The organism is Caballeronia sp. SL1002 (genome assembly GCF_057814995.1).
Window position 1 is genome coordinate 2,323,901 of record NZ_JBYMUW010000002.1, and the last position, 24,717, is coordinate 2,348,617.

Annotated in this window: 16 protein-coding genes; 10 read left to right on the forward strand and 6 right to left on the reverse strand. The window is 63.7% G+C overall.

Annotated features, from left to right (window positions below; genetic code table 11):
• Positions 1-45: 45 nt before the first annotated feature.
• Positions 46-2,841 carry a bifunctional [glutamate--ammonia ligase]-adenylyl-L-tyrosine phosphorylase/[glutamate--ammonia-ligase] adenylyltransferase gene (glnE, locus tag AC3D25_RS13215; RefSeq protein ID WP_488888824.1) on the reverse strand — a complete coding sequence of 932 codons (2,796 nt, stop codon included), beginning with the start codon at positions 2,839-2,841 and terminating at the stop codon, positions 46-48.
• A gap of 215 nt (positions 2,842-3,056) precedes the next feature.
• On the opposite strand from glnE, the gene AC3D25_RS13220 reads away from it, so the two are divergent.
• From AC3D25_RS13220 to aroG, 4 genes are all read left to right on the forward strand, one after another.
• Positions 3,057-7,274: a YhdP family phospholipid transporter gene (locus tag AC3D25_RS13220; RefSeq protein ID WP_488888825.1), complete on the forward strand. Its 4,218-nt coding sequence runs from the start codon at positions 3,057-3,059 to the stop codon at positions 7,272-7,274.
• An 86-nt stretch (positions 7,275-7,360) separates the two neighbouring features.
• Positions 7,361-8,191 carry a carbon-nitrogen hydrolase family protein gene (locus AC3D25_RS13225; protein WP_488888826.1) on the forward strand — a complete coding sequence of 277 codons (831 nt, stop codon included), beginning with the start codon at positions 7,361-7,363 and terminating at the stop codon, positions 8,189-8,191.
• A 118-nt stretch (positions 8,192-8,309) separates the two neighbouring features.
• Positions 8,310-9,776, forward strand: coding sequence for a metalloprotease TldD (tldD, locus tag AC3D25_RS13230; RefSeq protein ID WP_488888827.1), 1,467 nt, complete (start codon positions 8,310-8,312; stop codon positions 9,774-9,776).
• A gap of 366 nt (positions 9,777-10,142) precedes the next feature.
• Entirely contained in the window at positions 10,143-11,216 is a 1,074-nt protein-coding gene (gene aroG, locus AC3D25_RS13235; protein ID WP_488888828.1) for a 3-deoxy-7-phosphoheptulonate synthase AroG, read from the forward strand.
• A gap of 667 nt (positions 11,217-11,883) precedes the next feature.
• Here the strand turns inward: aroG and AC3D25_RS13240 are convergent.
• The gene (locus AC3D25_RS13240; protein WP_488889690.1) at positions 11,884-12,435 is read right to left on the reverse strand and encodes a cob(I)yrinic acid a,c-diamide adenosyltransferase; all 552 of its coding nucleotides are present in this window, start codon (positions 12,433-12,435) and stop codon (positions 11,884-11,886) included.
• Between the two features lie 172 nt (positions 12,436-12,607).
• On the opposite strand from AC3D25_RS13240, the gene AC3D25_RS13245 reads away from it, so the two are divergent.
• From AC3D25_RS13245 to proC, 6 genes are all read left to right on the forward strand, one after another.
• Positions 12,608-14,023 (forward strand): FAD-binding oxidoreductase, encoded by a 1,416-nt coding sequence (locus tag AC3D25_RS13245; protein WP_488888829.1) that lies wholly within the window; start codon positions 12,608-12,610, stop codon positions 14,021-14,023.
• A gap of 242 nt (positions 14,024-14,265) precedes the next feature.
• Positions 14,266-15,759: an FAD-linked oxidase C-terminal domain-containing protein gene (locus AC3D25_RS13250; protein ID WP_488888830.1), complete on the forward strand. Its 1,494-nt coding sequence runs from the start codon at positions 14,266-14,268 to the stop codon at positions 15,757-15,759.
• A 100-nt stretch (positions 15,760-15,859) separates the two neighbouring features.
• The gene (glcE, locus tag AC3D25_RS13255; protein ID WP_488888831.1) at positions 15,860-16,948 is read left to right on the forward strand and encodes a glycolate oxidase subunit GlcE; all 1,089 of its coding nucleotides are present in this window, start codon (positions 15,860-15,862) and stop codon (positions 16,946-16,948) included.
• A 23-nt stretch (positions 16,949-16,971) separates the two neighbouring features.
• A complete protein-coding gene (glcF, locus tag AC3D25_RS13260) occupies positions 16,972-18,198 on the forward strand; it encodes a glycolate oxidase subunit GlcF (RefSeq protein WP_488888832.1) in 1,227 nt (408 codons plus the stop codon).
• A 70-nt stretch (positions 18,199-18,268) separates the two neighbouring features.
• On the forward strand, positions 18,269-18,973 hold the full coding sequence (locus AC3D25_RS13265; RefSeq protein ID WP_488888833.1) for a YggS family pyridoxal phosphate-dependent enzyme: 705 nt from the start codon (positions 18,269-18,271) through the stop codon (positions 18,971-18,973).
• Positions 18,974-18,988: 15 nt separating this feature from the next.
• On the forward strand, positions 18,989-19,801 hold the full coding sequence (gene proC, locus AC3D25_RS13270; RefSeq protein WP_488888834.1) for a pyrroline-5-carboxylate reductase: 813 nt from the start codon (positions 18,989-18,991) through the stop codon (positions 19,799-19,801).
• Positions 19,802-20,706: 905 nt separating this feature from the next.
• On the opposite strand, the gene ubiA is transcribed toward proC, so the two are convergent.
• From ubiA to AC3D25_RS13290, 4 genes are all read right to left on the reverse strand, one after another.
• A complete protein-coding gene (gene ubiA, locus AC3D25_RS13275) occupies positions 20,707-21,567 on the reverse strand; it encodes a 4-hydroxybenzoate octaprenyltransferase (protein ID WP_488888835.1) in 861 nt (286 codons plus the stop codon).
• Positions 21,568-21,698: 131 nt separating this feature from the next.
• Entirely contained in the window at positions 21,699-22,187 is a 489-nt protein-coding gene (locus AC3D25_RS13280) for a Dps family protein (RefSeq protein WP_488888836.1), read from the reverse strand.
• A gap of 179 nt (positions 22,188-22,366) precedes the next feature.
• Positions 22,367-22,528, reverse strand: coding sequence for a hypothetical protein (locus AC3D25_RS13285; protein ID WP_488888837.1), 162 nt, complete (start codon positions 22,526-22,528; stop codon positions 22,367-22,369).
• A 30-nt stretch (positions 22,529-22,558) separates the two neighbouring features.
• Positions 22,559-24,034 carry a catalase gene (locus tag AC3D25_RS13290; RefSeq protein WP_488888838.1) on the reverse strand — a complete coding sequence of 492 codons (1,476 nt, stop codon included), beginning with the start codon at positions 24,032-24,034 and terminating at the stop codon, positions 22,559-22,561.
• Between the last annotated feature and the right edge of the window lie 683 nt (positions 24,035-24,717).

The window sequence follows — 24,717 nt, forward strand, 5'->3', positions numbered from 1 at the left end:
ACAAGGCCGTAAAAAAAGCCCGGAATCTCACGATTCCGGGCTTTTTCACGCCGGCACGTCGCCGAAAACCCGTTCCCACAACTGCGTGACGACGGCCCGCTCCACTTCGACGTGCGCCGGTTCGACGCGCGCCTTCTCCATCCCGTCGAGCCGCAGCTTGTGCTGCAACTTCCGATACAGCCGATAAGCCGCACCCACGATCTCGGCTTCGTCGGCGGTAATCAGGTTGCATTCGGACGCGATCCGCAGCAGCGAGATATTGCCCGCGTTGCGCACGAATTCACGATGCTCGCGCGCGTGCAGCAGCACCCAGAATTGCACGATGAACTCGATATCGACCATGCCGCCGCGATCGTGCTTCAGGTCGAACAACGGCGTCCGGTTCGGATGCCCCGCCGACACGCGCTCGCGCATCGCGACAATCTCCCGGGCAAGCGGCGCGTGATCGCGCGGCATCGTGAGGACTTCGGCGCGGATCTGCTCGAAACGCTCGCCGATGGCGACATCGCCCGCGCACCAGCGCGCTCGCGATAAAGCCTGATGTTCCCAGACCCACGCGGTATTCGCCGCATCGCCCTCGCGAATCTGATAGCGGCGAAACGATTCGAGGCTCGTCACCAGCATGCCGGATTCGCCGTTCGGACGCAGCCGCAAATCGACGTCGAAAAGCGTGCCCGCGCCGGTCGCGGTGGTGAGCCAGGTGACGAGACGGCGCGCGAACATCGCGTAGACGTCGGCGGCGTCGTCCGGGTCGTCGTAGAGGAAGATCAGATCGAGATCGGACGCGTAGCCCAGTTCCTTGCCGCCGAGCTTGCCGTAAGCGATCACGCTGAAAAGCGGCGTCTCGCGATGCCGCTTCGGAAACTGCTTCCACACCGTTTCGATAGTGACGTCGAGCACGGCGTCGGCCAGTTCGGAGAGCCGGTCGCTGACATGTTCGACCGTCAGCTTGCCCGCGAGGTCGATCAGCAAAATGCGGAAGACTTCGGCCTGATGTGCGTGCCGCAGCAAATCCATCTGCTGCTCGGCGCCGTCGGCGGCGGCAAGTTGCGCGCGCAAGCCGAGCTTGAACGCCGGCCAGTCGAACGGGCTCGCGATGGCTTCATCGTCGAGCAGTTCGTCGAGCAATTGCGGATGGCGGATCAGATAACCCGCCGCCCAGCGCGATCCGCCGAGCACCGAAAGCACGCGGTCGAGCGCCGCTGGATATTCGGTGAGCAGCGCGAGATACGCGCCGCGCCGGCTCACGGCTTCGAGCAGGTCAAAGAGACGCGCGATGGTGTCGCCACGCCGCGCGGGCGGATCGATGGATGGCGCGGCTTCGAGCGCGCGCTGCGCGATCGTGTCGAAACGCTCGCGGCTGCGCTCGGGCAAGCCCGCGTAACGCGACGAGTTCCACACGCTGTGCAGCCGCGCGAGCGTTTCGGCGGGCGCGGTGAAGCCCAAACCGGCGAGACGTTCGGTGAGTTCTTCCTCCGCGCCGTCGTCGGCGAGCGCGCTGCTCCATATCCACGACGCCGCCGAATCGTCCGCCACGCCGCAGCCGCCGTCGCCGTTCACCTTGTCCGCGAAAATCTGGTCGAACTGTTCCTCGACGCGCGTGCGATGACCGTTCAGCACGGTCATCAGCGCAGCGTAATCGGCGAAACCGAGCGACGCGGCGAGCAACGCGCGCTCGTCTTCCGCGACGGGCATCGCGTGCGTTTGCGCGTCGTTGCGGTATTGCAGCCGGTGTTCGAGTTCGCGCAGGAACCGGTAGGCGACGCTTAAATCGTCGCAGACGGACGGCGCGATCAACCCGTTCGCGGCGGCGCGTTCGAGCACGGCCAAGGTCGGACGAATGCGGAATTCGGCCGATTGGCCGCCTCGGATCAACTGAAAAACCTGCGCGCTGAACTCGATTTCGCGGATGCCGCCGCGTCCGAGCTTGATGTCGTCGGCCTTGTCGGGACGCATGGACGCGCGGCGCTGCGCTTCCTGCCGAATCTGCAGATGCAGCGAGCGGATTGCCGAGATCACACCGAAATCGAGATAGCGGCGATAGATAAACGGCGTTGCAAGCGCGTCCAGTTGCGTTTGGAGGCGGCGCGCGGCCTCGCTTTCGCCCTCCGACACAAGCCGTCCCTTGATCCACGCATACCGCTCCCACTCGCGGCCCTGCACGTAGAAATATTCCTCCAGCATGCCGAGACTGCACACGAGCGGGCCGGAATCGCCGTTCGGCCGCAGCCGCATATCGACGCGAAACACGTAACCGTCCTCGGTCACTTCCGCCAGCGCGCCGATCAGCCGCCGCCCGAGCCGCGTGAAATATTCCTGCGTGGTGAGCGCCGCGCGCTGGCCTCCGGCCGTTTCGCCGTCGTCCTCGTAGACGAAGATCAGATCGATATCCGACGACACGTTGAGCTCGCGCCCGCCGAGCTTGCCCATTCCCACGACGCCCAGCGTCAGCCGTTCGCCCTCAGGACCGCGCGGCTCGCCGAACAGCGTTTCGAGTTCCGCCGACAAAACGGCGAGCGCGTTCCGAATCGCCACTTCGGCGAGATCGGTCATCGCGCTCGTCACTTCCGCGACGTCCGCGTGGCCGGCAAGATCGCGCTCCATCACCGTGCAGAACACCTCGGCCCGCAAGCGCCGCAGCGCGGTGCGAAGCGTCGCCTCGCCCGCCGGACCCGCCTGATAAAGCGCGGCGAACCGCGCTTCCACCCAGGCCCGCGTGACCGGCACGCCCGCCCAGTCGGCCACTTTCGCGGCGAGGTCCGGCCGCGCCGCATACATGCGCGCGGCGTAATTCGAGAAGTGGGCGCTGCGCTCGGAACTGTGCGGAGAAACGTCGGTCATGAAGAGGTCGGGCTCGCTAGTTGCTTTGGGAAAGAGGCAGGTCTGAATGCGGTCTTGGCGCGTTGTGACGAGACCGGAACGACAGCCGCAAACGCAGTGTGGGCGTGGCTTTCACGGTTACATCCTGTATCCGTCGAGGCGCGTGAGCGGCGCTGCGCTGTGTTACATTTCAGCGTCAAACACACAAAACTACCATATCGCCGAAACGTAGCCGCATGTCCGACCGAAAGGAATCCGTCGACCCGCCCGAAGTTGGACAAGCTCAGCCCCGCCCCCGCGCGGAGCGTGCGTTGTCGCGTGTATTCAAAGTCGTTTTCGCGCTGGCCGCCGTGCTGTATTTCGGCGTCGCGGGCATCTATCTGGCGCTGCGCTACGCCGTTCTGCCGCAAATCGACTCGTTCCGGCCGCGGATCGAGCAGATGGTCTCGGACAAGCTGCACGCGCAACTGCATATCGGAAGGCTTACCGGACGCTGGTCCGGCCTTCAGCCTTCGGTCGATATCGACAATCTTCGTATCGATACCGCCGACGGCGCGCCCGGCCTCGCCGTTCCGCACGCGAGCGCGACGGTCTCATGGCGCTCGCTCGTCCGGCTCGCGCCGGTGTTGTCGGACCTGAGCGTCGATGGACCCGACGTGATCATCGCGCGCTCGGCCGACGGCAACCTGAGCGTCGCGGGCGTGCCCATTCCGAGCCAGCGCACCGGCAACAACGCATTCATGACGTGGCTGCTGAACCAGCAGTCCATCACCTTGCGCGACGCGACGCTGCGCTGGCGCGACGCCGAACGTCAGGCGCCGGAACTCGTGCTGAAGCGCATCCGGCTCGATATCGTGAGCGGTGGCGTGCGGCACCAGATGGCCCTCTCCGCGCCCGCCGACGGCGAAGTACTGCACGGTCCGCTCGATTTCCGCGCCGACTTCCGCCATCAGCCGTTCCAGCCGGTCGGCCGTCCGCAGAACTGGAGCGGACGCGCCTATCTGTCCACCGGCCCGGTCGATCTTCCGACGCTTTCGCGGTATCTGAAGATGCCGTTTCAGACCTACAGCGGCCGCTTTAATAACCGCATCTGGGCGAATTTCGCGGGCGGTAATCTGCAATCGGCGAGCGGCGACCTGACGAGCACCGAAGTCGCGTTGCGCGTTCGGCCGACGCAGCCGCGCCTGGACATGCCGGTCGCCGATTTCAACTGGACGCTCGACCAGCACGACAACGACTACACGCTGCGTCTCGCCGACGTCCACGCGGAACTGGGTCAGGCGGCGCTTGCCGACGGCACGCCGCTGACGCGCCTGCTCGCCTTCAACACTCTGACCGCGCGGTTCCGGCCGGCCGCCGTCAATCGCGGGCAGTTGTTCAGTCTCGCCGGCGACCGCGTCGATCTCGGGCTGGTCGCGGAATTCGCCCGCGCGCTGCCGCTGCCGCAGCGCGTGCTCAACGAACTCGTGCGCTATAACCCGCGCGGGCTGGTTTCCGATTACTCGATCTTCGTCGAGCGCGCCGCGCCGCCCACCGAACAGGCCGCGCGCGAGCAGCGCATGCAAGGCAGCGGACCGTTCGTTCACTACGCGCTCAAGGGCAGCCTGGAAGGCATCAGCGTGCAGGCGCAGGAACCGGGACCGGGCCTCACGCCGACCTATCATCCGCGCGCCGGCATTCCGGGCGTCGAGAACCTGTGGGGCAGCATCGATGCGGATCAGTCGCACGGCAGTATCGTCATCAAGACGCAAAATGTCGCGATCACGCTGCCGGGCGTATTCGACAATCCGCGTCTGACTTTCGACGAAATGACCGGGCGCGCAAGTTGGACCCTCGCCGACGCGCCGGGCGAGCCGCGCCCCGCGATCACCGCGCATATCGACTCGCTGCGGGTCAAGAATGAGCACGCGGCGGCGAGCGTCACGGCGGATTACTCGAATCCGGGCCACGGGCGCGGCTCGCTCGATTTGAAGGCCAATGTCGATTACCTGAAGGTGACGAGCCTGCCGCTTTATCTGCCGACGAGCCTGAGCGAAAAGATCCGGCTGTATCTCGGTCACGCGCTGCAGGCCGGCATTTCGCGCCATGGCACGATCGAAGTACACGGCGACCTGACGCGTTTCCCCTATAACCGCTTTCCGGACGCCGGCAAGTTTCAGATCGTCGCGCCGTTTTCGGGCGGGCGTTTCGAACCGTCGCCGTATCCGCCGAGAAAAATGCTGAACGGCACGCCGAACGTGTGGCCCGCGTTCGACGGCATCGACGGGCGTTTCGAGCTGGCGCAAAACAAACTGAGTTTCGACGTCGATCGCGGCCATTACCGTGGCGTCGCGGTTTCGAAAGTGACGGGACGGATCGACGATCTGGGCAATCGCGAGTCGAAACTGATGATCGACGGCCACGCGCACGGTCCGCTCACCGACATGCTCGATTACGTCGAAAACAGTTCGCTCGGGCCGCTGTCGCAGCACGTCGGCACGAAGATCCGCGCAACCGGCGACGCCGCGCTGGCGCTCGAACTCGCCATTCCGCGCGCGCCGCCGCCCATTCCCGGCGCGCCGGTCACGAAGCCGAAGCGGCTGAAAGTCGGCTACAAGGGCTCGCTCACGTTCGGCGGCAACGATCTCGCCTACGCGGATTTCCCGCCGCTAACGCGCCTGCGCGGACGGGCGGAATTCGCGGAAAAAACCGTTTCGCTCGACGGACTGACCGGCCGGTTTCTCGGCGGCGACATTCGCGCGAACGGCGGCGTCGCGCCCGATGGCCGCTATGCTTTCAGCGTCGATGGACGGATCGGCGCGGACGCAGCGCAGGCCCTGAACGTGCGGATCAACCCGCAGACTCAGCAGGTTCTGCGGCATTTGAACGGCACGGCGCCGTATCGACTGCGGGTGCGCGGCATCAAGAAAGCGCTGCCGAGCATCGAGGCGAGTTCGGACTTGACCGGCCTCGCGCTCGATTTCCCCGCGCCGTTCACGAAGTCGCAAGGCACGCCGATGCCCTTCTCGTTCACGTTCGAGCCGTCGAGCGCCGACACCGCTGACTCCGCAGACATCCACGACGCGCAACTCAAGCTCGGCGCGCTCAACGCGCATTACTTGTTGGCGGGCAGCGGAAAGTCGATCACCGTCGTGCGCGGGGCGATCGGCGTGAACAAGCCGGCCGATTTGCCCACGGAAGGCGTGGCGGCCACCGTCGATATCGACGAACTCGACGCCGACGCCTGGCAAAAGCTCGCCGCCGAGATCAACCCGCCGCCGCCGCCGAGCGCCGCGCCCAAGCCGCCGCTCGCGCAAAACGTGAAGCAGTTTCTGCCGACGCGCGTCGCGTTGCATTTCACCACGCTCAAACTGCTCAACCGCCATTGGGAAAACGTCGTGATCGGCGCGAGCGAGCACGACCGGAAGTGGCAGGCCAACATCGCGTCGAATCAGGTTTCCGGCTACGTGGCGTGGACGCCGGGCGCAACGCGCGACAGCCCCGGCGCGCTGTCCGCCCGTTTTGCGCGCGTCGTGATCCCGGAGAAAGCGGAAAACGATCTGGTCGGACGCGTGATCCAGCGGCCGAGCCGCAACATGCCGTCGATCGATTTGATCGTCAATGAACTGGTCGTGCGGGAACGATCGCTCGGCCGGCTTCAGGTGGAAGCGCGCAACGACGTGGAAAGCGGCGCGCCGGTCTGGTATCTCGACCGGCTGGAACTCGTCAACCCGGACGCGCAACTGACGGCCAGCGCGAACTGGCGCTCGGCGGCGGGTCCGGAATCCGGCGACGAAGCCGCGCCGCGCCGCACGGCGGCAAATTTCAAGCTGGACGTGAAGGACGCCGGGCTGCTGCTCGACCGGCTCGGCCTGCCGCGCACGATGGAAGCGGGCGCGGGCTCGATGTCGGGGAAAGCCGTCTGGGACGGCGGTCCGACGAGTCCCGACCTGCCGACGCTCAATGGCGACCTGGCCGTCGATCTGCGTCACGGACGCATCCTGAAAGTCGATCCCGGCGCGGCCAAACTGCTCGGAATCCTGAGCCTGCAGAGCCTCGCGCATTTTCTGACGCTGCATTTCGAGGATGTCGTCGGTCATGGTTTGCCGTTCGACCGGATCACCGGATCGGCCAAAATCGACAACGGCATCGCGCGGACGAACGACTTCACGATGGTCACATCCCCGGCGCGCGTCGAGATGACCGGCGCGGTGGATTTGCCCGACAAGACGCAGGATCTGCACGCGCGCGTCGTGCCGACCATCAGCGCGGGCGCGGTCGCGATCGGCGCGGCCGTCATCAATCCGCTGCTCGGACTGGGCACGCTTGCCGCCGACTTGCTGCTCTCGAAATCGATCGGCAAGGCATTCGCGCGCGACTATTCCATCAAGGGAACGTGGACGAAACCAGTGGTCCAGCGAGTCGATCACGATCAGGGTAAGATCGAAAAACCCGCTGCGGCCACCGTCGATTAAAGTGCCAGGACGCCCGCCGGGCCTGGTTTGGGCAGCATCTCCGGGCATTTTCCAGCGCGCAACATTCACCGGCTACGGCAGCAGACATGAACGAGACATCGAGCGAGCGCAACGCGCTTTTCAGGGTCGCCGCGTTGCAGATGGTCAGCACGCCGGATCGCGACCGCAATCTCGCGGACGCCGGGCGGCTGATCGCGGAAGCGGCCCGCGACGGCGCGCAACTCGTCCTCTTGCCCGAGTATTTCTGCTTCATGGGCGCGAAGGACACGGACAAACTGGCCATCCGCGAAACGCCGGGCGACGGTCCAATCCAGCAATTTCTCGCCGATACCGCGCGCGAGCATCGTGTCTGGGTGATCGGCGGAACGCTGCCGCTCGCTTCCGAGGAACCGTCGCGCGTGCTCAACACCACGCTCGTCTTCAATCCGGACGGCGTGCAGGCGGCGCGCTACGACAAGATTCATCTGTTCAATTTCGAAAAAGGCGCGGAATCCTTCGACGAAGCCCGCACGATCCGGCCCGGCAGCGGCGTCGTCACGTTCGACGCGCCGTTCGGGCGCGTCGGATTGTCGGTTTGCTACGACCTCCGGTTCCCCGAGCTTTACCGGAAAATGGGCGACTGCGCGCTGATGGTCGTGCCATCGGCGTTCACTTACACGACCGGCGAGGCGCACTGGGAAACGCTGCTCAAGGCGCGCGCCGTCGAAAACCAGTGCTACGTGCTCGCGGCGGCGCAGGGCGGCAAGCACGAAAACGGCCGGCGGACCTGGGGCCACAGCATGCTGATCGACCCGTGGGGCGAAATCGTCGCCGTGCGGGACGAAAGCGCGGGCGTGGTCGCAGGCAATCTCGACCCGGCGCGCATCGCGGCCGTGCGGCAGAGCCTGCCGGCGTATCGTCATCGCGTGCTAGGCTGAATGCATAGGTCCTAAAACGCACTTTCGGACCGCGCCGCCCCTCAAGCCGCACCCGGGCGGCGACGTTAGAATAGTCAGATACCTCACCGAACTCGTAACAGGCACCGACAGGCACCGCATGAACATCATCGAACCCGGCATCCGAAATCTCGCAACCGCGAAGGACGTTCTGCTCACGCCCTACGGACTCGACGAGGCGCTCATCACGCGCACGCTCGCCGAGATCTTCACGCACAAGATCGACTACGCGGACCTCTATTTTCAGGCGACCCGCAGCGAGGCGTGGAGCCTCGAAGAAGGCATCGTCAAATCGGGCAGTTTCAGCATCGACCAGGGCGTCGGCGTGCGCGCCGTCGCGGGCGACCGCACGGCGTTCGCCTACTCCGACGACCTCTCGCCGGACGCCATCCGCCAGGCCGCCATCGCCACGCGCTCGATCGCAAAGGCGGGCGGCGGCAAACACAAAATCCGCTCGGCCAGTGCGCTGACGGGCGTGGCCGGCCGCGATCTCTATCTGCCGTCCGATCCGCTGCATTCCCTCGACGCCGCCGCCAAGGTCAAGCTGCTCGAACGCGTCGAACAAATGGCGCGCAGCCGCGATCCGCGCGTCGTGCAGGTCATGGCAGGCCTCGCGGGCGAATACGACGTCGTGCTGGTCGCCCGCAGCGACGGCGCGCTCGCCGCCGACATCCGCCCGCTCGTGCGCGTATCCGTCACGGTGATCGCCGAAAAAGACGGCCGCCGCGAGATCGGCAGCGGCGGCGGCGGCGGCCGCTTCGACTACGGCTATTTCACCGACGCGATCCTTGAGTCCTACGTCGATCACGCGGTCCACGCCGCGCTCGTCAACCTGGACGCGCGCCCTGCTCCGGCCGGCGCGATGACCGTCGTGCTCGGGCCGGGCTGGCCGGGCGTGCTGCTGCACGAGGCGATCGGCCACGGTCTGGAGGGCGATTTCAACCGCAAGGGATCGTCGGCGTTCGCGGGGCGGATGGGCGAACAGGTCGCGGCGAAGGGCGTGACCGTGGTGGACGACGGCACGCTGCCGAACCGCCGCGGCTCGCTCAATATCGACGACGAAGGCAACCCCACGCAGTGCACGACGCTCATCGAGGACGGCATTCTGACCGGCTACATTCAGGATTCGCTGAACGCGCGGCTCATGAAAATGCCGGTGACCGGCAATGCGCGCCGCGAATCCTACGCTGCGCTGCCGATGCCGCGCATGACCAACACGTACATGCTGAACGGCGACAAAGACCCGGGCGAAATCCTCGCATCGGTGAAAAACGGGCTGTACGCGGTGAATTTCGGCGGCGGTCAGGTCGATATCACCAACGGCAAGTTCGTGTTTTCGGCGTCCGAGGCGTACATGATCGAGAACGGCAAGATCACGTATCCGGTCAAGGGCGCGACGCTGATCGGCAGCGGGCCGGAATCGCTCAAGTACGTGACGATGATCGGCAACGACATGTCGCTCGATACGGGCGTGGGCGTCTGCGGCAAGGAAGGCCAGAGCGTGCCGGTGGGCGTGGGGCAACCTACGCTGCGCATCGAGAAGATGACGGTCGGCGGGACGGTTTAAACGCCTGTTTTCCGCACGGGAGCGCCCGTTCCCGTGCGGATTCCCCGCATCGAAAACACACATTTCGAGCGAGTTTGCGCTTAACCATGCGGATAATCCGCATTTTGCAGACTCCCTGCTTGTCAATCGCGCATCATTGCGGTTATAAAGGCACTCACTCTTTTTCGACGAACGACCGAAAACCGCCATGTCCGCCAAGTTTTATTTTTATTTCTTTTGGCATCTCAAGCCGCTGGCGGATCGAGAGGGTGAGTCGTAGTCGTAAAAAACCCGGAATCTTCGAAAAACCGCCAGCGAATCTGGCGGTTTTTTTATGCCCAACGTTTTGATCAGAACAACGCCTAACCGAGTTCCCGGAGAACCGAAATGCCCCCCCATAACACCGACGATGTCCGTATCCACGAATTGAAAGAACTCACGCCGCCCGCTCACCTGATCCGCGAATTCGCCTGTGCCGAGCCGGTTTCGACGCTGATCTACAACTCGCGCCGCGCGATGCACCGCATCTTGCACGGCATGGACGACCGGTTGATCGTGATCGTCGGGCCGTGCTCGATCCACGATACCAAAGCGGCGATGGAATATGCCGGGCGGCTCGTCGAAGAGCGCAAGCGGTTCGCGGGCGAACTGGAGATCGTGATGCGTGTGTATTTCGAGAAACCGCGCACGACGGTGGGCTGGAAGGGCTTGATCAACGATCCGTTCATGGACGGCAGTTTCAAGATCAACGATGGCCTGCGCACCGCGCGCGAACTGCTGTTGCGCATTAACGAACTCGGTTTGCCGGCGGGGACAGAATATCTGGACATGATCAGCCCGCAGTACATCGCGGATTTGATCTCGTGGGGCGCGATTGGCGCGCGCACGACGGAGTCGCAGGTGCATCGCGAGCTGGCGTCGGGGTTGTCGTGCCCGGTCGGTTTCAAGAACGGCACGGACGGCAACGTGAAGATTGCCGTCGATGCCATCAAGGCCGCGTCGCAGCCGCACCATTTCCTCTCGGTGACGAAAGGCGGCCACTCGGCCATCGTGTCGACGGCGGGCAACGAGGATTGCCACATCATCCTGCGCGGCGGCAAGGCGCCGAACTACAACGCCGAGAGCGTCGATGCGGCGTGCAGCGATATCGGCAAGGCCGGGCTTGCCGCGCGGTTGATGATCGACGCGAGCCACGCGAACAGTTCCAAGAAGCACGAGAACCAGATTCCGGTGTGCGCGGATATCGGCCGCCAGGTTGCCGGCGGCGATGAGCGGATTGTCGGCGTGATGGTGGAGTCGAATCTGGTTGCCGGGCGGCAGGACTTGAAGGAAGGCTGCGCGTTGACTTATGGGCAGAGCGTCACGGATGCTTGTATCGGGTGGGAAGAGAGCGTGAAAGTGCTCGAAGGACTCGCCGATAGCGTTAAGGCGCGGCGCGTGGTTCGGGGGAGCGGCAACTGAGCGGTTTGCCTTGGAGCGCACTTGGTTTTGTTTGCTGGCGCACTTGGTTTGTTTGCTGGCGCACTTGCTTTGTTTGCTGGCGCTCCTTGGGAACTTGCTTTCGTGTAGGTTTATTAGCACGCCGCTATGCGCGGCAGCAGTCACTTTCTTTGCTGCTGCAAAGAAAGTAACCAAAGAAAGCAGCTAGTCCGCCTAAGTGTCCACCACACATAATTTCGCGGATAGGCCCGCAAGCTGACCCGGTTAGCGCGCAGTTATTCCTTTTGGCACAGCGCCTGTCAGTTCCATCCTCGCTGCGCGAGGACGTCGGGCATATCAAAAATCGGCAGGCGGCAGGCGGCAGGCGGCAGGCGGCGGTCGGTTTGGTTTGGTTTGGTTTGGTTTGGTTTGGTTATGCCGTTCCGACAGGCACTTCGTGCCTGTCGGGATGAATGAGCGGCTCCACTCTGTAGTGTGGTGCGATGGCCGAATCAGCTTGCGCGCCACTCCCGGTTACGGTTCGTGGTGGACACTTAGTAGGTCACGCTGCTTTCTTTGGTTACTTTCTTTGCAGCAGCAAAGAAAGTGACTGCTGCCGCGCATAGCGGCGTGCTAATAAACCGACACGAACGCAAGTTCACAAAAAGCGCACGCAAACCAAAGCAAGTGCGCCAGCAAACCAAACCGGTCACCTCCTCCGCTCATTATTCCAAAGCACATCCGCCCCACCCGCCGCGCGATTCAACACCCGCGCCAGCACGAACAACAAGTCCGACAAACGGTTCACATACTGCCGCGCCGCCCCATTGACGGCATCGACGCGTCCGAGCGCGACAATCGCCCGCTCCGCACGCCGGCAAACCGTGCGCCCAACATGCGCGAGCGCCGCCGCGCGCGCGCCCCCTGGCAAAATAAACTCGGCAAGCGGCGGCAACGTCGCGTTGTACTCGGCGATCCACATATCGAGTTGAGCGAGATGCCCATCTTCGATCATCGTGTGGCCCGGAATGCACAACTCGCCGCCGAGGTCGAAAAGATCGTGCTGGATTTCGACCAGCGCAGCGCGCACATCGTCGGGGAGCGGCTCGCACAACAGCACGCCGAGCGTCGAGTTCAGTTCATCGACATCCCCGATAGCCGCGATACGCGCGTCGTCTTTCTGCACGCGTCGGCCATCGCCGAGACCGGTCGTGCCGTCGTCGCCGGTGCGCGTTGCAATCTTGCTCAAACGGTTGCCCATCATCTCTCCCTGTTAATCCGGCCAGCATCCCGCCGATTATAGGCGGCCCGGCGCGACGGCCTTCCGGCGTAAAATAACCCGATAGACGTCCATAAGCCGAGTCCTAATTCCGGTGAATCGCGATAACGCACGGAAAAGGGAACCGCTAAAGCCCGAAGTCTGGAGACATCACGTGAATCATCCCGTTCCCCCTCTCGCCGTGCGCCGCCCCTTCCCGTCCGGCCTCCTCGACGCGCTCAAAGCCGCGTTCGCCGAGCGCGTCTCGACCGCGCAGGCGGTGCGCGAGCATCACGGCCGCGACGAATCGCCGTTCGATCCGCAACTGCCCGACGCCGTCGTGTTCGCGCGCAGCACGGAAGAAGTTCAGACGATCGTGAAACTGTGCGCGCAACACGGCGTGCCGATCATTCCCTACGGCAACGGTTCGTCGCTGGAAGGGCATCTGCTCGCGGTGCAGGGCGGCGTGTCGATCGACTTGTCGGAGATGAACAAGGTCGTCTCGATCAACGCCGAAGACCTCACCGTGACTGTCGAGCCGGGCATTTCGCGCAAACAGTTGAACGAGGCGCTGCGCGACACCGGCCTCTTCTTCCCGATCGATCCGGGCGCGGATGCGAGCATCGGCGGCATGTCGGCCACGCGCGCGTCCGGCACGAACGCCGTGCGCTACGGCACGATGCGCGAAAACGTCCTCGCGCTCACCGTCGTGCTGGCGGACGGCCGCGTCATCAAGACCGGCACGCGCGCGCGCAAATCGTCGGCGGGCTACGACCTGACGCGGCTTTTCGTCGGCTCGGAAGGCACGCTCGGCGTGATCACGGAAATCACCGTGCGGCTTTATCCGCAGCCGGAAGCGGTGTCGGCGGCGGTGTGCGCGTTTTCGTCGATGGGCGACGCCGTGCGCGCCGTGATCGAAACCATCCAGATGGGCGTGCCGATCGCACGGGTCGAATTCCTCGACGCGCTGGCCGTGCGCGCGATCAACCGCCATTCGAACCTCACGCTGCGCGAGTCGCCGATGCTGTTCTTCGAATTCCACGGCACCGAGGCGGGCGTCAAGGAACAGGCGGAAACGGTTCAGGCAATCGTCGCGGACAACGGCGGCGCGGATTTCGAATGGGCGACGCGTCCGGAAGACCGCACGCGGCTCTGGAACGCGCGCCATTCGGCCTATTTCGCGATGCTGCAACTGAAACCGGGCTGCCGCGCGGTCACGACCGACGTCTGCGTGCCGATCTCGCGGCTCGCGGAATGCGTGATCGAGACGGAGCGCGATCTGAAGGAATCGAGCTTGCCGTGCCCGATCGTCGGCCATGTCGGCGATGGCAACTTCCACGTCGCGATGCTGCTCGACCCGGACAAGCCCGAGGAAATGGAGGAAGCGGAGCGGATCAATCGCCGGATCGTCCAGCGCGCGCTTGCGATGAACGGCACCTGCACGGGCGAACACGGCGTCGGGCTGCACAAGATGGGCTTTATGGTTGAAGAGCACGGCGAGGACGCAATCGACGTGATGCGTTCGATCAAACACGCGCTCGATCCGCAAAACCTGATGAACCCGGGCAAGATTTTCAGCTACGCGGCCTGAAGTGGTCCGGTTTGACGCGGCCCGGCGTGCTGCCGCTGCCGCAGCGTATAGCCGAAACGCCGAAACGCCGAACCGCGCCAACGCCCCAAGCAGCGCCCGGAACCCGGGCGCATTCATCATTCGGGTCGATCCGGCGGTAAACCTCCGGATCGACGCGCGCACGACAATCGCGCAAGATAGCGCGAACGGCTGAAAACAGGGCCGAACCGTGCAATCGCGAAGCACATTTGCCGGGAGGAGACATGAACGCATCCGCCGAACTCACGCCGGACGTGCTGGCGCAGCGCCAGCGCGAAGTCGTGCAGGCGCTGATGGCGGTATTACCGACCCATTGCCTGCTGTATCGCGACGAAGACACCGCCGCGTATGAATGCGACGGACTCGCCGCCTACCGGCGCCTGCCGCTCGCCGTCGCGCTGCCGGAAACCGAGGCGCAGGTTCAACGCGTCGTGCAGATCTGCCTGCGGCTCGACGTGCCGATCGTCCCGCGCGGCGCGGGCACGGGCCTGTCGGGCGGTGCAATGCCGATCCGCCACGGCATCGTGCTGTCGCTCGCGCGGTTCCGCAAGATCGTCGAAGTCGATCCATACGCGCGCACCGCGACCGTTCAGCCGGGCGTGCGCAATCTCGCCATCTCGGAAGCCGCCGCGCCTTACGGGCTGTACTACGCGCCCGATCCTTCATCGCAGATCGCGTGCACGATCGGCGGCAATGTCTCGGAGAATTCGGGCGGCGTCCATTGCCTGAAATACGGCCTCACCTGCCACAACGTATTGCGCGTGCGGGCGATCACGATGGAAGGCGACGTGGTCGAATTCGGCTCGCTCGCGCCCGACGCGCCGGGCCTCGACCTGCTCGCAGTGCTGATCGGCAGCGAAGGCATGTTCGCCATCGTCACGGAAATCACCGTCAAGCTGATTCCGAAGCCGCAGACCGCGCAGGTCATCATGGCAAGCTTCGACGACGTGGTGAAAGGCGGCAACGCGGTGGCCGAAATCATCGCGGCGGGCATCATTCCGGCCGGGCTCGAAATGATGGACAAACCCGCGACACGCGCGGTCGAGGAATTCGTCAAGGCGGGCTACGACCTCGACGCCGCGGCGATTCTCTTGTGCGAATCGGACGGCACGATGGAGGAAGTGGCCGAGGAAATCGTCCGCATGACGGCCGTGTTGCGCGAGAACGGCGCGACGCGCATCCAGATTTCGCGGTCCGAGGCCGAACGGCTCAAGTTCTGGTCGGGCCGCAAGAACGCGTTCCCGGCGGCGGGCCGCATCTCGCCCGATTACTACTGCATGGACGGCACGGTGCCGCGCCGGGCGATCGGGCCACTGCTTGCGCGTATCGAAGGCATGGAGCGCAAATACCGGCTGCGCTGCATCAACGTGTTCCACGCCGGCGACGGCAACATGCATCCGCTCATTCTGTTCAATGGCAACGATCTCGACGAATGGCACCGCGCGGAGGCGTTCGGCTCGGACATCCTCGAAACCTGCGTGGAACTGGGCGGAACGGTGACGGGCGAGCATGGCGTAGGCATCGAGAAAATCAATTCGATGTGCGTGCAGTTTTCGCCCGAGGAGCGCGACGCGTTCCATGCGGTCAAGCGCGCCTTCGACCCGCCAGGCCTCCTCAATCCCGATAAAGGCATCCCGACCCGCGCGCGCTGCGCCGAGTACGGAAAGATGCATATTCGCGGCGGCTTGCTGCCGCATCCGGATATCCCGCGCTTTTAACCGCGGGCGGCATCCACGTTTCATCCGAGTGTGGCGGCCCGATGGGGCCATTACAATCGGTTGCAGAGCCATAAGAACCGCAGATAAAAAGCAGGACACCATGGAAGAGGACGACATCGTCGCGGGCTGGTCGGAGCGGGTTCGCCGCGCGACCGGCGAGGCGCGGCCACTGCGCATTCGCGGCGGCGGCACCAAGGACTGGTACGGACAAACGCTGGACGGCGATATCCTCGACACGCGCATGCATCGGGGCATCGTCGCCTACGATCCCGCCGAGCTCGTGATCACGGTCAAAAGCGGCACGCCGCTGCGCGAAGTGGAAACCGCGCTCAACGAATGCGGCCAGATGTTGCCTTTCGAGCCGCCGCATTTCGGCCGCGACGCCACCATCGGCGGATGTATTGCGGCGGGTCTGGCCGGCCCGCGCCGCGCGTGGACGGGCGCGCCGCGCGATTTCGTGCTCGGCGCGGTGGTGATGAACGGCCAGGGCCAGGTGCTGCACTTCGGCGGCCAGGTCGTGAAGAACGTCGCCGGATACGACGTGTCACGGCTGATCGCGGGGTCGCTCGGGACGCTCGGCCTGATACTCGAACTGTCCATCAAGGTCTTGCCGAAACCGGTGGCTGAAGCCACGCTCAAATTCGACATGCACGCGACCGACGCCGTGAGGAAGCTCAACGAATGGGGCGGCCACGCGCTGCCGCTGTCGGCGAGCGCGTGGCGCGACGGCACGCTCGCATTGCGGCTCGCGGGCGCGGAAGCGGCGGTGAAATCGGCGCGTCTGTCGCTCGGCGGCGAAGTCGTCGATGCGGTCGAAGCGGGCCGGTTCTGGGGCGGCATGCGCGAGCAGACCGACCCGTTTTTCGCCGTGATCCAGCCGAAGGCCGCGCTCTGGCGCCTCGCGTTGCCGTCGATTGCCGAGCCGCTGCAACTGCCCGGCGAGCAACTGATGGAATGGGGCGGCTCGCAGCGCTGGTGGATCACCGATACCGATCCGCAAACCGTCCGGATCAGCGCAAAGCAGGCGGGCGGCCACGCCACGATCTTTCGCGCGGGGCTCGCCTACGACCGTAACGCCGGCGTGTTCACGCCGCTGCCCGCGCCGCTGATGAAAATTCATCGTGGCTTGAAAGCGGCCTTCGATCCCGCCCGCATTTTTAATCGCGGCCGTCTGTATCCCGATTTCTGAGTCCCGGAGCGAAGCCCCACGCGATGCAAACCAACCTCGCCGATTTCATTCGCGGCACGCCCGACGGCGACGAAGCCGATTCCATCCTGCGCAAGTGCGTGCATTGCGGATTCTGCACGGCTACCTGCCCGACCTACCAGTTGCTCGGCGACGAACTGGACGGCCCGCGCGGCCGCATCTACCTGATGAAGCAGATGTTCGAGGGCGCGCCGGTCACGCGCAGCACGCAACTGCATCTGGACCGCTGTCTCACCTGCCGCAACTGCGAGACGACGTGCCCGTCGGGCGTGCAATACGGGCGGCTTGTCGAAATTGGCCGCAAGGTCGTGGAAGAGAAGGTCGAGCGGCCGCTGCGCCAGCGTATCCAGCGCAAACTGCTCGCGAATTTCCTGCCGAACGCCGCGCTCTTCACTCCCGCGATGAAACTCGGCCAGCAGTTCCGGCCGCTCCTGCCGCGCAGCCTGCGCGCCAAGATTCCGCTGCCGCAAAAGCTGCTCGCGCCGCCCACGCGCACGCACGCGCGCAAGGTGCTGATGCTCGACGGCTGCGTGCAACCCGCGATGATGCCGAACGTGAACACGGCAACCTCTCGCGTGTTCGACGCGCTCGGCATCGAGACCGTGAGCGCGCCCGGCGCGGGTTGCTGCGGCGCGATCCGGCTGCATCTCGGCTATAACGAGGACGCGCTGGACGACGTGCGCAACAACATCGACGCGTGGTGGCCGTATGTCGAGCAAGGCGTCGAGGCGATCGTGATGAACGCGTCGGGCTGCGGCGCGACGGTGAAGGAATATGCGCACCTGCTCCGCGACGATCCGGCTTATGCGCAGAAGGCGGCGCGGATCGTGGAAATGACGCGCGATCTGGCCGAAATCCTGCCGCTTTACGAGGAGGAACTCGTCACGCTCGCGCGGCGGCGCGGCGTACATACGGTGGCGTTCCATCCGCCCTGCACGCTTCAGCACGGACAGCAGATTCGCGGCCGGATCGAGGCGTTGCTGACGGCGTTGGGTATCGAAGTTCGGCTCCCGGCGGATAGCCACCTGTGCTGCGGATCCGCTGGAACGTACTCCGTGCTCCAGCCGAAGCTCTCCTACACCCTGCGCGATCAGAAGCTCAGCAAGCTCGACAAGCTGGAGCCGCAATTGATCGTGTCGGCCAATGTCGGCTGTATCGCGCATTTGCAGAGCGGCACGGCGACGCCCGTCACGCACTGGATTCAACTGCTCGAACATCTGCTTTACGGCTAAGCGCGGACGGCACGTTTCCAAGGTGCCGTCCGTATAATTCACGCTTCGCCACGCGCCGCCTGAACTTGCCATGTCCGCTTCCGCCATCGCGCAGCATCTCGAAGAAGTCCGGCAACGTATCGCCGATACCGCCGCGTCCGCAGGACGCGATGCCGCGTCCGTCGAACTGCTCGCGGTCACGAAAACTTTCCCCGCCGACGACGTGCGCGCCGCGTTCGACGCCGGCCAGCGCGCGTTCGGCGAAAACTACGTGCAGGAAGCGGTCGCGAAGATCGCCGCGCTCGCCGATCTTCGCGCGCAGATCGAGTGGCATTTCATCGGACCGCTGCAGTCGAACAAGACGAAGCTCGTCGCCGAGCAATTCGACTGGGTGCATTCGGTGGATCGGCTGAAAATTGCCGAGCGTCTCTCCGAACAGCGGCCTGAAGGCGCGGCCGCGCTCAACGTGTGCCTGCAGGTGAACGTGAGCGGCGAGGCGTCGAAGAGCGGCGTCGAACCGGCGGAGGCCGCCGCGCTCGCGCATCGGATCGCCGCGTTGCCCGGCTTGCGGCTGCGCGGCCTGATGGCGATTCCCGAAGCCAGCGGCACGCTCGACCAGCAGCGCGCGCCGCATGCGCGTTTGCGCGAACTGATGGATACGTTGCGCGCCGACGGTTTGCCGCTCGACACGTTGTCGATCGGCATGTCGGCGGATCTGGAGGCGGCCATTCTGGAAGGCGCGACCATCGTGCGGATTGGCAGCGCCATTTTCGGCGCGCGCAGCTACAACCACTAAATGACTGAAACCATTATGAAAATTGCATTCATCGGCGGCGGCAACATGGCTGCGGCGTTGATCGGCGGCCTGATCAAGCGCGGCGTCGCGCCCGCGGATCTCTACGCCGTCGATATCAACGACGAAGCCCGCGCGCGCACCGAGAAAGATTTCGGCATCGCGACGGGCGCGGCCATCGACGCCACGCTCGGGAACTACGACGCCGTCCTGCTCGCCGTAAAGCCGCAGGTTTTGAAGGACGTCAGCGCCGCGTTGCGTCCACATCTTGGATCGCAACTGGTGATCAGCATCGCGGCCGGGATTCGCGCGGCCGATTTGTCGCGCTGGCTCGGCGGGTATGGACGTATCGTCCGGACCATGCCGAACACGCCGGCTTTGATCGGCATGGGCGTGACGGGACTGGCGGCGCTCGATGGCGTGGACGATGACGCGCGCACGCTGGCTTCCGAGGTTTTGGGTGCGGTGGGCGAGACGGTCTGGTTCGACGACGAAGCCAAGATCGACGCCGTCACCGCGATCTCCGGCAGCGGTCCGGCTTACGTGTTCTATTTCCTCGAAGCGATGCAGGAAGCGGCCCGGCAGCTAGGTCTCGACGATGCACAAGGCCGCGCGCTTGCGGTTGCCACGTTCACGGGCGCGGCCCAGCTTGCCGCGCAGTCGGGAGAGCCGGCGGGCGTGCTGCGCGAGCGTGTGACGTCGAAGGGGGGGACGACGGCCGCCGCGTTGGCGTCTTTCGATGCTCAAGGGGTTAAGGATGCGATCGTGCGGGGCGTGTTGGCGGCCGATGCTCGGGCGCGGGAGATGGGCGAGGAGATGGGGCGGGGTTGAACGAACCCGCTGGGCGTTTTTTGGGGTTGGGGTTTGGTGTGCTGCTCGGCAGGATTTGGTTTGCTGGCGCCCTTGTTTTGTGTGCCTGTGCTTTCTGGGAACTTGATCTCGTGTAGGTTTATTAGCACGCCGCTATGCGCGGCGGCAGTCACTTTCTTTGCTGCTGCAAAGAAAGTAACCAAAGAAAGCAGCTTATCCGGCTAAGTGTCCACCTCGAATAACCAGACGGATAGGCGCGCAGGCTGATTCGGCTAACTCGCATTCGTTCGGATTGGCACAGCGCCTGTCAGGACCCTCCTCGCTGCGCTCGGACGACGGGCATACCCAGCCTAGCAACGCGCTTCTTGGGAATTTGCTCTCGCGTCGGTCTATTAGCTCGCCCCTGTGCGGGGCAGCAATCACTTCCTTTGGCTAGCTGCAAAGAAGTAAGCAAAGAAAGTAGCGTGACCGCCTAAAAGTGTCCACCACACATAGCCACACCGATAGGCGCGCAAGCTGATTCGGTTGCTGCGCATTCACTCGGATTGGCACAGCGCCGGTCAGTTCCGTCCTCGCTACGCGAGGACGACGGGCACATCAAAAACCATCGGTGAGCGGTCGGTTTGGTTGTTCGGTTCGGTTGTTCGGTTATGCCGTACCGGCAGGCACTTTGTGCCTGCGGGGATGGATGAGCGGCTCCACTCCGTCTTGTGGTGCGATGGCCGAATCAGCTTGCGCACCACTCCCGGATACGGTTCGTGGTGGACACTTCGACGGACTAGCTGCTTTCTTTGGTTACTTTCTTTGCAGCAGCAAAGAAAGTGACTGCTGCCGCGCATAGCGGCGTGCTAATAAACCGACACGAACGCAAGTTCACAAAAAGCGCAGGCAAACAAAAGCAAAGGGCGCCAGCAAACCAACCCAGTTCACTTCAAAACCGCATAGTGCAGTGCGATCCCCGCAAACAAGACGCCGCCCAACCAGTTGTTATGCTTAAAGGCGGCAAAGCAGGCCATCCTGTCGCGTCCGCGAATCAACGTGTAGTGGTAAACGGCGCATCCCAAAGCGGCGGCCCAGCCGATCCAGTAAATCCACCCAAACGCGAGCGTTACGCCGATCCACAAGTACACCGCCAACGTCGCCCCATAGCAAAGCATCACGGCCAGCACATCGAATCGGCCGAAGGTCAACGCGGAAGTGCGAATGCCGATGCGAACGTCATCGTCGCGATCGACCATCGCGTACTCGGTGTCGTAGGCCACCGACCAGAACACATTCGCCGCCAGCATGATCCACGCGAGCATCGGCACGTGATCCTGAACCGCCGCGAACGCCATCGGAATGCCGAAGCCGAACGCAATGCCCAGATAAGCCTGCGGAATCGCGAAAAATCGCTTGGTGAACGGATAACTCCCCGCGACGAACAACGCGAACACCGACAGTTCCTTCGTCAATGCGTTGAGCGGCCATATCAGCAAAAACGCGACGAGCGACAGCGCCGCCGCCAGCGCCACCGCCTCCCACGCACGAATCTTCCCCGACGTGAGCGGCCGGTTCTCGGTGCGCTTCACGTACCGATCGAAATCGCGATCGGCGTAATCGTTGATCGCGCAGCCCGCCGAACGCATCAGAATCGTGCCGATCACGAAAATCACCAGCAGCATCGGCTGCGGATGACCGTCGGAGGCAATCCACAGCGCATTGAGCGTCGGCCACAGCAACAACAGGCTGCCGATGGGTTTATCGAGGCGAACGAGTCGGAAATAAAGCGGTAGACGGGCGAACATGGACGTGGCCGATTAATGCGACAGCCATCATTTTAAGGCAGCGCGACCCACACATCCGATGCCGCCGCCCATATAAAAAACCCCGCGCTCTTTCGAGCGCGGGGTTTCGTGAAACATCGACGCAATCGACCTTACGCGAGCATCGAGCGCAGCATCCACGCGGTCTTCTCGTGCGTCTGCATGCGTTGCGTCAGCAGGTCGGCGGTCGGCTCGTCGTTCGCGCTGTCGGTGTACGGGAAAATCTCGCGCGCCGTGCGCACGACCGCTTCCTGACCTTCCACCAACTGGCGAATCATTTCTTCCGCCGCCGGCACGCCGTCCGCTTCCGGAATCGACGAGAGCTTCGCGAACTCGCGATAGCTGCCCGGCGCATGCACGCCGAGCGCGCGAATCCGTTCGGCAATCGAATCCACCGCGAGCGCCAGCTCGTTGTATTGCGTTTCGAACATCAGGTGGAGCGTGTTGAACATCGGCCCCGTGACGTTCCAGTGAAAATTGTGCGTCTTCAGATATAGCGTGTACGTGTCGGCCAGCAAACGCGACAGACCGTCGGCAATCTTCTTGCGGTCTTTGTCGCTGATACCGATATTGACTGACGGTGCAGTGTCCTTCTTCGCCATGATGACTCCTTGAGAGAGTGATACGAACGGTGCGAACGCCGCGCGACGGGATGTGAATGCACCGGGCACGGCCGTTCGAGCGTTCGACAGTTTATCTTAGAAACAAGGCGCGGCCCGCTACGCGGCTTGGTACGCGATACGGCTCGCGGCCTTTTGCGGCGCGGCGTGGCGACGCACCTTCACACGACACCGCTGCCGCGCAACGCTTCGACGACGATCGCGCCGTAACCCGCCGCGACGATTCCGAAACCGAGCGCAATCCGCGTCCCGCGCGACGCGCGCAGCCCTTTCTCATCGATTGCGCGCGCGGCTTTTTCGATCGCCATCAAAGCTTGTGTCATGGTCGTTCCCCGTGAATGCCTGAGTTGCCGTTACTTCACGGCGAGTTCCTGCGCCACGCCGACGTGTTGCCCCAACGTGGCGAGCGCCTGGATCACGCCGTCCGCGTATGCCGGATCGGCGCGCCGGAAATGCTCGATCTGCCGCTCGACGATCTCGTTCGGCACGCCGAAAATGTGCCGCGCGATGTTGCCGAAAAAGCGCTCGCGCTGCGCCGCGTCGAACAGCCGGAACAATGCGCCCGCCTGGCTGAAATAGTCGCCGTCTTCGCGATGGTCGTAGCGCGCCACGTCGCCTGCCGCGAGCGGCGGCTCGTTCACGCTCGCGTCCTGCGCGAAATCGCCAAAGCGATTCGGCTCGTAGTTCACGCGGCCGCCCTGATTGCCGTCCGTCCGCATCGCGCCATCGCGATGAAACGCGTTCTGCACCGGCGCGCGCGGCGCATTCACCGGAATCTGATGATGGTTGATGCCGAGCCGGTAACGCTGCGTATCGCCGTAAGAAAAGAGCCGCCCTTGCAACATCCGGTCCGGCGAGAAGCCGATACCCGGCACCACGTTCGCCGGCGTGAACGCCGACTGCTCGACATCCGCGAAATAATTCGCCGCGTTACGGTTCAACTCCAGGACCCCAACGTCGATCAACGGGTAATCCTTGTGCGGCCACACCTTCGTGACGTCGAACGGATTGATCCGATACGCGGCCGCTTCCGCTTCCGTCATCACCTGAACGCGCAGATTCCAGCGAGGGAAATTGCCGCGATCGATGTTGTCGACGAGATCGCGCTGCGCACTTTCCCGATCTTGCGCCACGACGGCGGCCGCTTCCTGATCCGTGTAATTTTCGAGCGGCTGCTGCGACTTGAAGTGGAACTTCACGTAATGCCGCTCGTTGCTTGCGTTGATGAACGAGAACGTGTGCGAGCCGAAGCCGTGCATCTGCCGATAATTCCGGGGAATGCCGCGATCGCTCATCAAAATGGTGACCTGCTGCAGCGATTCCGGATGACGCGACCAGAAATCCCACGCCGCTACGTTGCTGCGCAGATTCGTGTACGGATCGCGCTTTTGCGTGTGGATGAAGTCGGGAAACTTCAGCGGATCGCGGATAAAGAACACCGGCGTGTTGTTGCCGACGACGTCCCAGTTGCCCTCCTCGGTGTAGAACTTCACCGAAAAGCCGCGCACGTCGCGCTCGGCGTCGGCGGCGCCCCGCTCGCCGGCGACCGTCGAAAAGCGCATGAACAGCGGCGTTTGCTTGCCGATTTCCGAGAAAATGTTCGCCTTCGTGAAACGCGAAATGTCGTGTGTGACGGTGAACGTCCCGAACGCGCCCGAACCTTTTGCGTGAACGCGGCGTTCCGGAATCACTTCACGGTCGAAATGAGCCAGCTTTTCGATCAGCCAGAAATCCTGCAACGTGACGGGACCGCGAGGGCCGGCGGTCTGCGAGTTCTGGTTATCGCCAACAGGTGCGCCGGAAGCCGTCGTGAGCGTGCGCTGGGTCATGGGGTGTTCCTCTTTTTGGTCGAATTCGAGTGGGTTCAGGTTCAGCAAACGCGAGCGAAATTCGCCAGCAGGTCGATGAGCACATCGCGGTATGTTTTGGCCGAGTCCGTCATGTCCGTTGTCTCTGGTTTGTTGCGACGAGCATAGCAAACGCTATCGATATTTCTAATTCGATTAAATTAATCTATGCGATAGGTAAAAATAAAGCGGCCCAGGGTGGGGCCGCTTTTGGGGAGCGGGGTTGGTTGGGTACACCGCTCCGATGCCCGTACCTCTGGGAACTTGCACGGTTGGGTTTTGCTGGCGCTGTGTGCTTTTGTTTGCACGCGCTTCTTGGGAACTTGCACGGTTGGGTTTTGCTGGCGCTGTTTGCTTTTGTTTGCACGCGCTTCTTGGGAACTTGCTTTCGTGTAGGTCTATTAGCACGCCGCTATGCGCGGCAGCAGTCACTTTCTTTGCTGCTGCAAAGAAAGTAACCAAAGAAAGCAGCTAGTCCGTCTAAGTGTCCACCACGAACCGTTTCTGGGAGTGGTGCGCAAGCTGATTCGGCCATCGCACCACACAACAAAGTGGAGCCGCTCATCCATCCTGACAGGCACGAAGTGCCTGTCAGTTGGGCATAACCCAGGAAGCCAAACCGACCGTTGGTCTTTGACGTGCCCGTCGTCCGAGCGCAGCGAGGA

Coding starts and splice junctions, on each gene's coding strand:
- glnE (WP_488888824.1), bottom strand. CDS start 2,841: ATGACCGACGTTTCTCCGCACAGTTCCGAGCGCAGCGCCCACTTCTCG.
- AC3D25_RS13220 (WP_488888825.1), top strand. CDS start 3,057: ATGTCCGACCGAAAGGAATCCGTCGACCCGCCCGAAGTTGGACAAGCT.
- AC3D25_RS13225 (WP_488888826.1), top strand. CDS start 7,361: ATGAACGAGACATCGAGCGAGCGCAACGCGCTTTTCAGGGTCGCCGCG.
- tldD (WP_488888827.1), top strand. CDS start 8,310: ATGAACATCATCGAACCCGGCATCCGAAATCTCGCAACCGCGAAGGAC.
- aroG (WP_488888828.1), top strand. CDS start 10,143: ATGCCCCCCCATAACACCGACGATGTCCGTATCCACGAATTGAAAGAA.
- AC3D25_RS13240 (WP_488889690.1), bottom strand. CDS start 12,435: ATGGGCAACCGTTTGAGCAAGATTGCAACGCGCACCGGCGACGACGGC.
- AC3D25_RS13250 (WP_488888830.1), top strand. CDS start 14,266: ATGAACGCATCCGCCGAACTCACGCCGGACGTGCTGGCGCAGCGCCAG.
- glcE (WP_488888831.1), top strand. CDS start 15,860: ATGGAAGAGGACGACATCGTCGCGGGCTGGTCGGAGCGGGTTCGCCGC.
- glcF (WP_488888832.1), top strand. CDS start 16,972: ATGCAAACCAACCTCGCCGATTTCATTCGCGGCACGCCCGACGGCGAC.
- AC3D25_RS13265 (WP_488888833.1), top strand. CDS start 18,269: ATGTCCGCTTCCGCCATCGCGCAGCATCTCGAAGAAGTCCGGCAACGT.
- proC (WP_488888834.1), top strand. CDS start 18,989: ATGAAAATTGCATTCATCGGCGGCGGCAACATGGCTGCGGCGTTGATC.
- ubiA (WP_488888835.1), bottom strand. CDS start 21,567: ATGTTCGCCCGTCTACCGCTTTATTTCCGACTCGTTCGCCTCGATAAA.
- AC3D25_RS13280 (WP_488888836.1), bottom strand. CDS start 22,187: ATGGCGAAGAAGGACACTGCACCGTCAGTCAATATCGGTATCAGCGAC.
- AC3D25_RS13285 (WP_488888837.1), bottom strand. CDS start 22,528: ATGACACAAGCTTTGATGGCGATCGAAAAAGCCGCGCGCGCAATCGAT.
- AC3D25_RS13290 (WP_488888838.1), bottom strand. CDS start 24,034: ATGACCCAGCGCACGCTCACGACGGCTTCCGGCGCACCTGTTGGCGAT.